This window comes from Aquimarina mytili, assembly GCF_016735115.1.
GTDB classification, from domain to species: domain Bacteria; phylum Bacteroidota; class Bacteroidia; order Flavobacteriales; family Flavobacteriaceae; genus Aquimarina; species Aquimarina mytili.
The window spans coordinates 23,529-38,105 of sequence record NZ_JAERQJ010000001.1; the positions used below are offsets into that span (position 1 = coordinate 23,529).

Genomic DNA, 14,577 nt, shown 5'->3' on the forward strand with positions numbered 1-14,577 from the left:
AATCAGACAGGTTTTTTTGTTTTCTTAACTGAAAAAAAATAACACATCAGTCTATTGTCAATACTGTTGATTAAGCGTTTTATTTGCTATAAAAAAACAAAGGTTTAACAGATTTATTAAAAAATTCATAAAAAAACGTATATTGTTGTCGTAACTATAAAATTTTTGGGGCATGAGAAAAATTACATTAGTGGTAATGCTGATAGTAAGTGTTATTGCTACTGCGCAAACAACAATTAAGGGAACGGTGGTAGACGACAGTAATCAACCGATCCCCGGGGCAAACATAGCACTACAAGGTGCTGGAGTAGGTACTGTCACAGATTTTGACGGTCTTTTTTCTTTAACTGTAGACCAGGTACCACCATTTACGATTACAGTTAGTAGTATTGGTTTTGAAGCTACCTCGGTCGTTATTTCTTCTGATATACAGGATTTAAATGTCGTATTAAAGGAAGGTAATGAGCTTGATGAAGTGATCGTTTCTGCATCAAGAACGCCAGAACGTATTTTCGAATCTCCTGTAAGTGTGGAGCGTTTTGGGATTAAAGAAATTAAGACGACACCTTCAGTCGATTTTTATGATGGTTTGGAAAACTTGAAAGGTGTTGATATCAACACTAATAGTTTAACATTCAAATCAGTAAACACTAGAGGTTTTGCCACATTTGCAAATACACGTTTTGTTCAATTGGTTGATGGTATGGATAATACAGCGCCAGCATTAAATTTTGTTCTCGGTAATCTTATTGGGATGACAGAGTTAGATGTAAATAGTGTAGAATTATTGCCAGGTGCATCATCCGCACTTTATGGAGCAAATGCTTTTAATGGGATTTTATTTATGACCAGTAAAAGCCCTTTTGATCATCAAGGTATTAGTGCTTATGCAAAAGGAGGGATTACTTCACAAGAAGCTGCAGGAGACAATAACTTTTATGATTATGGAGTTAGACTTGCACATGCATTTTCTGATAAGTTTGCAGCTAAAGCTAATTTCTCTTACTTAAGAGGTACAGATTGGTTCGCTAATAGCGAAGTTAATGTCCTAAATCCTGGAACAAACAGATTAGATCCTAATTATGATGGATTAAATGTTTATGGTGATGAAGTAAGTACTAATATTAGAGGAGTTGGTGAAGTACTTGTTGATAGAGGGATACTTCCTGCAGGCGCCGAGAATTTATTACCAGACGCTAATGTTAGTAGAACAGGATATTTAGAAACCGACTTAAATCAAAATAGAGCAGAAAGTGTAAAATTTGATGCGGCAATGCATTATAGACCTTTTGCAGATGATTTTGAAGTGATTTATCACGGAAAAATAGGTAGAGGAACAACCATTTATCAAGGAGCAAACAGATATTCTATACGTAACTTTTTTATACAACAACATAAGTTAGAATTTAAGAATGACAATTTTTTTGTTAGAGGATACATAACAGATGAAGATGCTGGAGATTCTTATGATATCAGATTTACAGGAATAAATATTAATAGATTATGGAAAGATGATCAAACTTGGTTTGGAGAATATGCAGGGACTTTCGCTCAAGCAACTTTGGCAGGTCAATTACCAGAACAGGCACATGCCCTTGCAAGACAGGTGGCAGATACTGGTCGTATTTTACCTGGAACTCCTGAGTTTTTGCAAGCTTTCCAAACTGTAACATCAGATCCGGATTTAGCTACGGGGTCAAAGTTTCAGGATGCAACTCAATTGAGACACGGGGATGTTAACTATAACTTCAGTCATATTACTAGCGATTTTGCAGATATACAAGTAGGAGGATCATTTAGAGAATATAAACTAAACTCTTCGGGTACCATTTTCACAGATTTTGACGGTCCTATTCGCTATTCAGAATTTGGTGTATATACACAAATTCAAAAGAAATTTGCAGACGAAAGAGCTAAAGTAACAGCTTCGGTGCGTTACGATAAGTCAGAGCTGTTTGACGGTAACTTCTCCCCGAGATTATCATTGGGATATACGTTGGGTCAAGATAGAAACCATAATATTAGAGCTTCAGTACAAACAGGGTTTAGAAATCCTACAACGCAGGATCTCTATATCGGATTAGATGTAGGTAGAGCGGTACTGGTAGGTTCTGCAGAAGATAATTTAGACAGAGATGTTAGAACCTTTGATGATGTTAGTGGAGAAGGACGAAGTATACTAGGTTCTAATTCGGTGACCATTGTTGGTAGGTCTGCTTACGAAAATTCTTTTTCGGTAACTTCAGTAGAAAATGGAGCTCCTCAGGCCTCTACAGCGAGCCCTGTTGAACCAGAAAAAATACTTGCTTTTGAGCTTGGGTATCGCGGTAAGGTAAATAAATTTATTATTGATGTAAGCGGGTATGTCAATCAATATACCGATTTCATTTCTCAGCAAAACGTTATTATTCCGTACTATGGACAAGTAGGGGATCAAAGTTTATCGCTATTGGCACTACAAAATGATGATTTTAGAGTATACCAGGCCTATACAAATTCTAATGTAGACATAAGATCTTTTGGAGCTACAGTAGGGGTAAATACAAAACTCCCTATGGATTTTGATATAGGAGTAAATTATACGTACGCAAAACAAGATTTTGACCAAGAAGATGATCCAGATTTTATAGCTAGTTTTAATACACCTGAACATAAAGTAAAAGCTACTTTTGGACATACAGATTTGTTTAAAAACTTTGGATTTAATACAAGTTTTAGATGGAGTGATAGCTACATATGGGAAGCTTCGTTTGGAAACGGAGATGTTCCTTCTTTTTCTGTAATCGATGCACAGATAAATTATAAAATTCCAAAATTGAAAACTACCCTAAAAGCTGGGGCGACAAATATTGGAGGGGATGAATATTTTACCGCATTTGGTACTGGATTCATAGGATCTCAATATTACATAGGTTTATCAATTAATAATTTATAATCAAAATTTATAACAAAGAAATTAAGATATGAATACTCAATATAAATGGCTATTAATCCTAGTAATTTTTGGGTTTATAGGTTGCGAATCAGATGATGACGCTCCAGCAACAGCAGGCGAAGTAGCGGTTACTTCAGGAAATGCAGATTTTTCAAATTTTGTCGCTTTAGGAAACTCTTTAACCGCAGGTTTTACAGATGGCGCATTGTTTATTGCCGGGCAAGAAAATTCTTATCCCAATATATTAGCTCAGCAGTTTGCTAAGGCTGGTGGTGGAGAGTTTAGTCAACCTTTAATGAATGATAATATAGGAGGTGCTTTGTTAGGAGGAATGCCAATTTTATCGCCAAGATTTTATTTCTTTTCAGATCCGGATCCGGCAGAGCCAAACTTATCGGGGCCAAGATTATTAGGAACCGAACCGGGTGATGAGCAGCCAGAATTACCTACAACTGAAATATCAAGTCCGCTTTCTGGTACATTTAATAATATGGGAATACCTGGAGCCAAAAGTTTTCATCTGGTAGCTCCTGGATATGGAGATGTAGCTGGAGTACCCGTAGGAACGGCTAATCCCTATTATGCTAGAATTGCTTCTAGCGCAACATCAACTGTGTTAGAAGATGCAATGGCACAGAACCCAACATTTTTCTCGTTATGGATTGGTAATAATGATGTCTTAGGATATGCTTTATCAGGTGGAGAATCTGATCCAAGTATGGCAGACCCAATAACAGATATTGCAATGTTTACTAATGCATACAACACATTAGTAAATACATTGACTTCTGGTGGAGCAAAAGGGGTTGTTTTTAATATTCCTGATGTAACGTCAATAGCACATTTTACAACAGTTCCTCATAACCCTATCCCGTTAGATGCAGCAACTGCTGCTGGGGTAAATGCAGCATATGCTCCTTATAACGCAGGTATTGTAGGAGCTTTTGCCTTTTTGGTTGGTAATGGTATGATAACGCAGGAAGAAGCAGATCTCGAAATAGCAAAAAGAACTATAACCTTTGCAGAAGGAGAAGGAAATGCTGTAGTTATTCTGGATGAAAACTTAACGGATTTAACAGGTATAAATATGGATTTGGTGCCAATTAGACAAGCTACTGCCGATGACCTTTTAGTACTTCCTGCAAGTAGTTTTATTGGAACCCAGGTTGTACCTGGAAACCCATTGACTACAAATGGAGTTGCTATACCTTTAGCAGATAAATGGGTTTTAACCCCAGAGGAGCAAGAAGAAATAGCTGCGGCTACTACAGCATTTAATGCGGTTATAGATGCTGCTGTGCAACAAGAAGGCTTAGCTTTTGTAGATGCTAATGAACTTTTAGACCAAGTGTCTGAAGATGGGATTCAATTTGATGAATTCTTAATACAGGGTAATTTGGTGTTTGGAGGGTTATTTTCATTAGATGGAGTGCATCCTACAGCTCGCGGTTACTCATATTTAGCAAATGAAGCTGCGCAAGCGATTAATGCAACGTATGGATCTACTTTACCCATGGTGAAAGCAGCAGATTATCCTACTTTTTATTCAGCCGCGCTTCGATAGAGAAAAATGAAATATTGTAAAAAAACCCATTTGAAAATCTTTCAAATGGGTTTTTTTATGCAATCTCATGATTTGATCTATAGATATACTTTCTTTCGATACATTGAAAATAAATGGTTAGAACAAGTGAAATAAACAAATATGCAATGATCATATAGGTCGCTCCATTAAATAGCACATCAATATTAAACCAATGACCTTGTTGAATTATTAGGTATAATCCAAATCCAAGTTTAAGTACTTCGGTGTATACCGAAATAATATGGCGATCCATTAAAGAGGTGTAAGAAAATATCGAAATAGCCAAAAATATGGCATAGTTTATAATGTCAAAAAACTCAAAGTCACCAAAGCTAATTAGCATATAATACATCAAAGCCAGAGTAATGATTAATTGCATCCAGGACCATATTTTTAAGAATAGAGAGCTTTCGGTCTTGTATTTTTCTCTGGTATATGGATCCGTAATAATTTGAATAGGGTATTTTTCTTTTACATCATCTGGTCGCCATCCTGTCGGCATGTACCATATTCTTATCTTATCCCACCAATTTTTTGTTCTCCAGGCATCTTTTAGAATTCCCCAGGCATGCATAAAATTGATTAAAAATGGATTCCATGTGTTAACTGGTTTTTTCACCCCATATACTGGAGGTTTATCAGGTAATTCTTCTTGAAAAGTTCCAAAAAGCCGATCCCAAAAAATGAATATTTGCGAATAGTTTTTGTCCAAATACTCATCATTAATAGCATGATGAACTCTATGGTGTGACGGGGTTACAATAATGTATTCTAAAAATCCCATTTTATTTACTAATCGTGTATGATACCAGAATTGAGCAAATAAATGAATAGGAGCTACTAAGGCAATAACGTTTGCCGGAATGCCTAATAGTGCCAACGGAATGTATAGAAAGAAATAGATAGAGACGATAGCAGAAATACTCTGCCGAAGAGCACAAGCCAGATTAAACTCTTCACTACTATGATGTATAATATGTCTATTCCAGAAAAGGTTTATAGTGTGATTAAATCGATGTGACCAATATCCAACAAAATCTAAACCGATGAAGGTTAAAAAATACACCAATACAGATGATTTGATTTCAATTAAAGCCATTTTATCAACCATCCAATCATAGCTAATAATAATTATGGCCAGACCCGTTAGACTTCTTAGTGTATCAGTTATTCCAGAACTTAAACTTGAGATTGTATCCATAGCCTCGTTCACAGGTATTCCTTTCCATCTACTCACGAGGTACTCTATAAGGATAAGAAGTATAAATCCAGGAATCGCATAGCTCAATGCAGTTGCATACGTTTCCATTATTTTCCTTTTGAGTAAAAATACAAAAATTAATCATTCATAATTTTGAAATTTCATTATAATTAGTATATTCGTACTAATTATAATTATTAATTAGTTTATTTATACTAAATACTTGTTATGTCGAATACAAAATCAGAAATTATTAGACATGCTGTTCTTCTTTTTAACAAGAAAGGTTTCTTCAATGTAAGTATAAAAGATATTGCTGATGCTATGAAAATAAGCCCAGGTAATTTGACATATCATTTCAAGAAGAAAGAGCACTTATTATCTGCTATTCAAGATGAAATACTAAGTAGCTCTGTTGATATCATGCCTAAAGGGCGATATATTACCCTAGATCATTTTGAAGAAATGTTTAGCAGGTTTTATAACGTACAACAACGATATAGCTTTTTTTTCCTTGACATATCTTACCTTATTGTAGAGTACCCTTCAATTTTAGATGTATATAAAGTGGCTACAAAAAAACGATTTTCTGAGGCTAGAAAATTAGTTGACCATTTTATTGCAACAGATAGATTACTTGCAGAAAATGATCGAATAGATTATGATGTTGTTATTCATAATCTTTGGATGGTAAGCACATTTTGGACTACAAGTACAATGTTAATTGACAAAAAGAAGAGTGCTTTACTAAATAACTCTCCGATAGATGCATTGTGGGGGATTTTATCTCCTTACCTCACTACAAAAGGATTTGATGAATATCAAGAGATTATACACTTTAGTAAAGAAAATACAAATACGAATTCTAAAAAATAATAATCATGGCAGTACCTAACCCACCTATAGAAATGTTTCCTGAAAATACTCCATTTCCACCAAAGTTTAAGGATGTAAAGCAAGAAAGAGACTATCTAAAAAAGAAGCTTACGGGAGCTTTCAGAATATTTGGCAAATTTGGTTTTTCTGAAGGAGTTGCTGGACATATTACTGTTCGGGATCCAGAACATAAAGATCACTTTTGGGTAAATCCCTTCGGACTTTCCTTTAATTTAATAAAACCATCAGACCTATTATTAGTTAATCATAATGGAGATGTTGTAGAAGGAAATTTGCCACTGAATAGAGCGGCTTTTGCTATTCACTCTCAAATTCATGCTGCAAGACCAGATGTAGTTGCTGCTGCTCATGCACATTCTGTATATGGTAAAACATTTTCTGCTTTAGGAAAAGAGCTTGCCCCTATTACACAAGATGCCTGTGCCTTTTATAAAGATCATGCTTTGTTTAATGATTACTCTGGGATAGTAAATGAGTTAGAAGAAGGGAAAAGAATAGCAAAAGCACTTGATGATAATAAGGCAGCTATACTTCAAAATCATGGTTTGATAACAGTAGGACATACCATAGATGAAGCCGCCTGGTGGTTTATTACCATGGAACGTAGTTGTCAGGCACAATTGCAGGCGATGCAAACTGGAGAGAAATTAGTGGAAATAGATCATCAAACAGCAATGAAAACACGAGCAGAACTTGGTTTTCCTTTAGCAGGATATTTTCAGTTTCAACCCATGTGGCAGGATATAAGTGTATCTTTAGATTTTATAAGAGTATAATCCAAAAGAAAATCTAGAGTACAATTTTAATACAAATACAAACAACAAATGAATGAAACTGGTACTATAATTATTGCGATTTCTTTAATGATCATTATGTTTGGGATGGGGTTATCCTTGACAAAGAATGATTTTAAAAGGATAGCGCAAAACCCAAAAGCAGTTGTGCTAGGGTTGTTAAATCAATTGATTTTTTTACCTGTTATAGGATATATACTTGTGAGCATATTAGATTTAAGACCAGAGATTTCTATCGGTATTATGATTTTGGCTGCTTGTCCGGGTGGTGCTACATCTAATGTTATCGCACACTTAGCAAAAGGGGATACAGCATTATCAGTAACCCTGACAGCCGTATCAAGTGTAATTACCATTGTTACAATACCTTTCATTGTTCAATTTGCGCTTTTAGAGTTTTTAGGAGAATCAGAAAAAGTAGTACTTAATGTTCCGCAGATGATAGGACAATTGCTTGTTATAGTTATTATACCTGTTTTTATCGGTATGTTGATAAGAGCAAAGGCAACACAATTTGCCCTAAGAATGGGCAAACCAGTTAGAATAGCTTCTGTTGCTTTACTGGTTTTTATAACCACGGCATTGTTTGTAAAAGAAAGTCACAATATTATACCTTATTTTAAACAGGCAGGATTGCCAACAATATTACTAAATTTTACCAGTATGATATTAGGGTATACCACGGCATATTTGCTTAAACTAAAAAAACCACAGGCAATAAGTATTGCTGTAGAATCTGGTGTGCAAAACTCTGCATTGGCGATTACTATAGCCGTTGTAACGTTGCAGAACACAGCTTTTGGTATTGCAGGAGCTATTTATACCTTGGTAATGTATGTTGCAGGTTTTGCAATTATACTTTTTGGAAGAAAGTAGTTTGTAAAACAAATATTTAGGAAACTTCTGTCGTATTGTTTTACAGTATTTTGCTTGAAAAAAGAGGGTAAAAAAAGGTATATTTCTTCACTTCAAAAAAACAAAACAAAAGGAGTTATTTTTTTCATTTTAAAAGACTATATTTGCAGCCTGAAAAAAGGTCGTATTTCATATAGTTAAATATAAGATCTTTTTATCATAGTTAAATACTAAACATTAAATAGTTAGATAATGTCTAAAGTTACAGGTAAAGTATCTCAAATTGTAGGTCCGGTTATCGATGTTGAATTCGCAGCTGGGACTGAATTACCAAAAATTTACGATTCATTAGAAATTAATAAAACAGACGGTAGTAAACTAGTGTTAGAGGTTCAGTCTCACATTGGTGAAGATACTGTACGTACCATCGCTATGGATTCAAGTGATGGATTGAGTAGAGGAATGGAAGTTGCAGGAACAGGGGCTCCAATCCAAATGCCAATCGGTGGTGATGTATATGGACGTCTATTTAATGTAATTGGAGATGCAATTGATGGTCTTGGAGATCTTCCAAAAGCAGGAAAAGATGGCCTTCCAATTCACCGTCAGGCACCAAAATTTGAAGATTTATCAACTTCTACGGAAGTTTTATTTACAGGAATCAAAGTAATTGATCTTATTGAGCCTTATGCAAAAGGAGGTAAAATTGGATTATTTGGTGGAGCTGGAGTAGGTAAAACAGTATTGATTCAGGAGTTGATTAATAATATTGCAAAAGGTCACGGTGGTCTTTCTGTATTCGCAGGAGTAGGAGAAAGAACTCGTGAAGGTAATGACTTACTTCGTGAGATGCTTGAATCAGGAATTATCAAATATGGTGATGACTTTATGCACTCTATGGAAGAAGGCGGATGGGATCTTTCTAAAGTAGATAAAGAAGTAATGAAAGAGTCGAAGGCTACTTTCGTATTTGGACAGATGAACGAACCTCCTGGAGCACGTGCGCGTGTAGCACTTTCTGGTCTTACTATTGCAGAATATTTCCGTGATGGAGCAGGAGATGGTCAAGGAAAAGACGTGCTTTTCTTCGTAGATAATATATTCCGTTTTACACAAGCAGGTTCAGAGGTGTCAGCACTTCTAGGACGTATGCCGTCAGCGGTAGGTTACCAACCTACTCTAGCAACAGAGATGGGTGTGATGCAGGAGCGTATTACTTCTACAAAGAAAGGATCGATTACATCAGTACAAGCAGTATATGTACCTGCAGATGACCTTACAGATCCAGCACCGGCAACTACGTTTGCCCACTTAGATGCAACTACAGTATTGTCTCGTAAAATTGCTGAACTTGGTATATATCCAGCTGTGGATCCGTTAGATTCTACGTCAAGAATTCTTACGGCAGATATTCTTGGTGATGAGCACTATAACTGTGCACAACGAGTAAAAGAGTTATTACAGCGTTATAAAGAATTACAAGATATTATCGCTATCCTTGGTATGGAAGAATTGTCTGAAGATGATAAATTAGCAGTAGGACGTGCACGTCGTGTTCAACGTTTCTTATCTCAGCCATTCCACGTTGCAGAACAATTTACAGGAATCCCAGGATGTTTAGTAGATATTAAAGAGACAATCAAAGGATTTAATATGATTATGGATGGTGAGTTAGATCACCTTCCTGAGGCTGCATTTAACCTTAAAGGATCTATCGAAGAGGCTATCGAAGCTGGTGAGAAAATGTTAGCTGAAGCATAATTAGAGGTGAGAAGTTAGTATTCAGTAATGAGAAGTATCTCTTCGTAATTTCTAACTACTAACTACTAACTACTTAATACTAAAAAGATATGTATTTAGAAATAGTAACTCCAGAAGCAGTATTATTTAGTGGCGAAGTCAATTCGGTTGCTGTACCAGGTGTTGATGGAGAATTTCAGATGTTAGACAATCACGCACCTATAATTTCTCTGCTTACTAAAGGCAATGTAAAGGTGTATGGTGATATGAATTTAGAAGAAGAAGTAGCAGATAAATTTACTAAAGGTGAAAACGGTGCAACATTACTTCCTATAAATTCGGGAACTATCGAAATGAAAGATAATAAAGTAATTGTCTTAGCTGACTAAGAAATTATTTTTATAAAATAGTAAAAGCATCCTCTAATTTAGAGGATGCTTTTTTTATTATCGATTTAGATTGAATTAACACACATAACACTAAGTAAATAATATCATAAAATAGACATAAGCTACGACTAATCTTTTCCAAGAGAAAATGATTAACTTTAGTTAATCAACTAACCTAATCATACTCTTAAAATGAAAAAACGTATTCTATTTGTGGTATTATTGACCACTTTTTTAAGTTGCGAAAAAACAGAAGATTTATTTACAGAGCAATCGCAAACTAAGAATTTTAATATTCAAAACTTTTACTTGGATCTGGCATATTATCATGCACCTGTGCATTATCAAGATGTGGATCGAACAGGTTCACATGGTTTAAAAGGTAAAGCAGATTATATTACTCGATATGATTTTGATGGAGATCTTAATGCAAAAAATAATTGGAACAATATTGCTAGCTCATCTAGAAAGGGAAATGCAGTAGGCTACTATTCTGTTGTAGAAACTACAACACATTACTTTATTATCTATGCATTCTTTCATCCTAGAGACTGGACAGATATTTGGTTTTTGTATCGGTTAGATGAACATGAAAATGACCTTGAAGGAGTGCTAACTATTGTTAAAAAAGATGACACTACCTACGGAAAAGCTCTAGGAGTAGTAACCGTATTTCATTCTGATTTTTATTCCTATAAAGCCCCAAATTCTGAACTTACCAGTGGAAATGAAGGAATAGACGGTACACTAACATTACAAAATGATAACGGCTTAAGTCGTTTTAAAACTTCAGCAGAAGCAAAAGGACACGGTATAAAGGCTCATGCTAAGCAAAAACCAGGAGGAAGCGATTATGTAGTGTATTATCCAAGTAAAACGACAAGTGAATATCCTTCAGATATTTATGATAGAAATGTAAAATATAAGTTGGTCAATATTTTTGAAAATGGAGGTATGTGGGATCAGAGATTTAATACCAGTTTGTTTAGTAATGCAAAATCATTTCAGAAATCTTATGGGAATGGATCTGCAAATGCTCCTTGGAATTGGGACGATAAAGATGATGGAGATAATCAGGGCTTGCTAAAAGGTGGTATTGCATATTATCCTGCTCATCTGGTAGATGAATATTTTAATGGGCTGGGTAATTTTAGCAAGACATATATCTATAACCCCTATCTCGATATTGAATAAATACATGATATTATTTATTAACTAAGGCCATTTATTGGCCTTTTTTTATTGTCGAAATATAATTTAAAATCCAAAAGTATGGTAAAACATCATCTAACGAGTAAGAAATATCTTATAAAATTTGCCTTTTCATAAGAAAACCCCAAAAAGTTTGGTATTTTTGATAGATATCCTCACATAATGGAAAAATATTTTAACACAACCTGTTCTTTTGTATTAATACTACTTTTTTTGAGTTGTAGTAGTGATGATGATGGTAACATTGATTTAGGAGGTACGGATATAGATCAACCAACCGATCCCAATGTATCTAATCTCTGTGAAAACGGTATTGCAGGAGGAATCTATCCTTGTAATGGGTTTGATTTAGTATCCAGAATTTCTTTGGGCGCTATGGCTGCTGATAGAGGTAATGATAGCTGGGGGTGGACAGATCCGACCACTGGAAAAGAATATGCACTTATCGGTCTCGATAATGGAACTGCATTTATTGATATTTCAGCTCCAGATACTCCAATATATTTGGGAAAATTACCTACTGCAACAGTGAATAGTCAATGGCGAGATGTAAAAGTCTATCAAAATCACGCTTTTATTGTTAGTGAAGCTGTAAATCATGGAATGCAGGTTTTTGACCTTACCAGATTACGAAGTGTAACAAATCCGCCACAAACTTTTGACGTAGATTTTCATTTTACTGATTTTGGTAGTGCGCACAATATTGTTATTAATGAAGATTCTGGTTTTGCATATGCGGTGGGGACAAGTAGAAGTGGTGTTTATCAAGGAGGACCTGTATTTATTAATATACAAGATCCAAAAAACCCTATTGCTGCTGGAGGATTTCTTTCTTCTGGAGATAGAGCGTATAGCCATGATGCACAAGTGATAAACTATCAGGGTCCAGATACCGATTATACAGGTAAAGAAATACTAATTGGAAGTAATGAAATAGAAGTAGTCATTGCAGATATCACAGATAAAGATAGCCCTACTACTATAGCTACTATTAAATATTCAGATGTAGGATATACGCATCAGGGCTGGTTTACAGAAGACATGAAGTATTTTATATTAGGTGATGAAACCGATGAACAAGGAATAGGGTTTAATACTCGAACTATTATTTTTGATTTTACTGATCTTGATACTCCTAAATTTCATATGAATTATACGGGTCCAACACCCGCCATAGATCATAATGGATATGTGAAAGGAAATTTATTTTATTTGGCTAACTATAGAGCCGGTATTCGTGTTATAGATATTTCTGATATTGAGAATAAAAATATTAATGAAATTGGTTTTTTTGATACATACCCAACCAGTGATAGTGCAAGTTTTAATGGCGCCTGGAATGTATATCCTTATTTTGATAGTGGAAACATTGTGATCAGTGATATTGAAAAAGGATTCCTGTTAATTCGTCCTAGCACTCCATAATAAGCCATAAAAAATAATTAATTTCTCCCCAATAATGGGCGTATAAAAGCTCAATAACAAAATCTTTATTTTGACTACTTTGTTATGATGTCAATCTGTTTCAGAAATTCAGTGTAATTGACATGTACTATAATCTTAATTTTCAAGTGTTTTTTTAATAAGACTATACGTTTAAACCACAACTAGTATAGTTCCTTGTGGCGAAGTATGTTAATATATGTTAAAAATATACTTATTTTGTTTGCCTTTTCTCTATATCCTAGAATAAAATCAATAAATTAGTTAATTATTTGAATTTTAAACTATTAAATATGACATAAAACTAATTTTTCCTAACTCTTAAAACACAAACTCAAATGAAAAATTTAACTACTACACTATTGCTACTATTTGTAGCAGTGTATTCGTATAGCCAAACTCCATGTCAAAATGGATTGGCTGGTTCCTTTCCCTGTAATGATTATGATTTAATGTCTCAGATTTCTCTTTCTACCATGAGTGCTGGTGCAGGAAATGATAGTTGGGGATGGACAGATCCAACCAATGGAAAAGAATATGCAATTATTGGCCTTAATAATGGTACAGCATTTATAGACATATCTAATCCAACTAATCCTCTTTACTTAGGTAAATTACCTACTGCAACTAGTAATAGTTCATGGAGAGATGTAAAAGTATATAGCGATCATGCTTTTATTGTAAGTGAAGCTTCTGGTCACGGGATGCAGGTTTTTGATCTTACACGATTACGTAATGTATCTAACCCACCGCAAACATTTACAGCAGATACCAGGTATACAGAATTCGGAAATGCTCACAACATTGTAATTAATGAAGATACAGGTTATGCCTATGTTGTGGGAGCGCAAAGAAACTCTGGCCCGTACAGGGGAGGCCCACTTTTTATTAATATTCAAGATCCAAAAAATCCAATTAATGCAGGAGGATTTTTATCTGGCGGGCAAAGAGCATACACACATGATGCTCAGGTAGTAACGTATACAGGCCCCGACAGTAATTATACAGGTAAAGAAATACTAATAGGGAGTAATGAAATTGAAGTGGTTATAGCAGATATTACGGATAAAAATAACCCTATTACTATATCAACAATTAAATATTCAGATGTGGGATATACGCATCAAGGGTGGTTTACAGAAGATATGAGGTATTTTATATTAGGCGATGAAACAGATGAGCAAGGAGTTGGGTTTAATACCCGAACTATTATTTTTGATTTTCTAGATCTAGATAACCCTAAAGAGCATATGACATATACGGGCCCAACTGCCGCCATAGATCATAATGGATACGTAAAAGGAGATAAGTTTTATCTAGCGAACTATAGAGCCGGGATTAGAGTTATTGACATTTCCGACATTGGCAATAAAAATATTACAGAAATAGGTTCTTTTGATACATACCCTTCCAATAATGGAGCTGCATTCAATGGAGTTTGGAATGTTTATCCATATTTTAATAGTGGTAATATAGTGATAAGCGATATTGAGGGCGGATTTTTCTTAGTACGTCAAAGTACCCCT

At 34.9% G+C, this 14,577-nt stretch carries 10 protein-coding genes and 1 pseudogene; 10 read left to right on the forward strand and 1 reads right to left on the reverse strand.

Annotated elements, in window-relative coordinates; all coding sequences use genetic code 11:
* The first annotated feature begins 172 nt into the window (after positions 1-172).
* Together JJQ60_RS00105 and JJQ60_RS00110 are read left to right on the forward strand one after the other, a co-directional pair.
* Entirely contained in the window at positions 173-2,935 is a 2,763-nt protein-coding gene (locus JJQ60_RS00105; RefSeq protein ID WP_201915887.1) for a TonB-dependent receptor, read from the forward strand.
* A gap of 28 nt (positions 2,936-2,963) precedes the next feature.
* Complete coding sequence (locus JJQ60_RS00110; RefSeq protein ID WP_201915888.1) at positions 2,964-4,499, forward strand: SGNH/GDSL hydrolase family protein; 1,536 nt, start codon at positions 2,964-2,966, stop codon at positions 4,497-4,499.
* Between the two features lie 55 nt (positions 4,500-4,554).
* Here the strand turns inward: JJQ60_RS00110 and JJQ60_RS00115 are convergent, their stop codons facing one another.
* Positions 4,555-5,829 (reverse strand): sterol desaturase family protein, encoded by a 1,275-nt coding sequence (locus JJQ60_RS00115; RefSeq protein ID WP_201915889.1) that lies wholly within the window; start codon positions 5,827-5,829, stop codon positions 4,555-4,557.
* Between the two features lie 120 nt (positions 5,830-5,949).
* On the opposite strand from JJQ60_RS00115, the gene JJQ60_RS00120 reads away from it, so the two are divergent.
* The 8 genes and pseudogenes from JJQ60_RS00120 to JJQ60_RS22360 all read left to right on the forward strand — a co-directional run.
* On the forward strand, positions 5,950-6,597 hold the full coding sequence (locus tag JJQ60_RS00120) for a TetR/AcrR family transcriptional regulator (protein WP_201915892.1): 648 nt from the start codon (positions 5,950-5,952) through the stop codon (positions 6,595-6,597).
* Positions 6,598-6,602: 5 nt separating this feature from the next.
* Complete coding sequence (locus tag JJQ60_RS00125; protein ID WP_201915894.1) at positions 6,603-7,394, forward strand: class II aldolase/adducin family protein; 792 nt, start codon at positions 6,603-6,605, stop codon at positions 7,392-7,394.
* A 48-nt stretch (positions 7,395-7,442) separates the two neighbouring features.
* Entirely contained in the window at positions 7,443-8,288 is an 846-nt protein-coding gene (locus JJQ60_RS00130) for a bile acid:sodium symporter family protein (RefSeq protein WP_201915895.1), read from the forward strand.
* Positions 8,289-8,519: 231 nt separating this feature from the next.
* The gene (gene atpD, locus JJQ60_RS00135; protein ID WP_201915896.1) at positions 8,520-10,028 is read left to right on the forward strand and encodes a F0F1 ATP synthase subunit beta; all 1,509 of its coding nucleotides are present in this window, start codon (positions 8,520-8,522) and stop codon (positions 10,026-10,028) included.
* An 89-nt stretch (positions 10,029-10,117) separates the two neighbouring features.
* Complete coding sequence (locus JJQ60_RS00140) at positions 10,118-10,396, forward strand: F0F1 ATP synthase subunit epsilon (protein ID WP_201915897.1); 279 nt, start codon at positions 10,118-10,120, stop codon at positions 10,394-10,396.
* Positions 10,397-10,588: 192 nt separating this feature from the next.
* Entirely contained in the window at positions 10,589-11,590 is a 1,002-nt protein-coding gene (locus JJQ60_RS00145) for a hypothetical protein (protein ID WP_201915898.1), read from the forward strand.
* 180 nt (positions 11,591-11,770) lie between these two features.
* On the forward strand, positions 11,771-13,033 hold the full coding sequence (locus JJQ60_RS00150; protein WP_201915899.1) for a choice-of-anchor B family protein: 1,263 nt from the start codon (positions 11,771-11,773) through the stop codon (positions 13,031-13,033).
* Positions 13,034-13,389: 356 nt separating this feature from the next.
* Positions 13,390-14,571 (forward strand): annotated as a pseudogene (locus tag JJQ60_RS22360) (choice-of-anchor B family protein); the annotation flags it as partial.
* Positions 14,572-14,577: the final 6 nt, after the last annotated feature.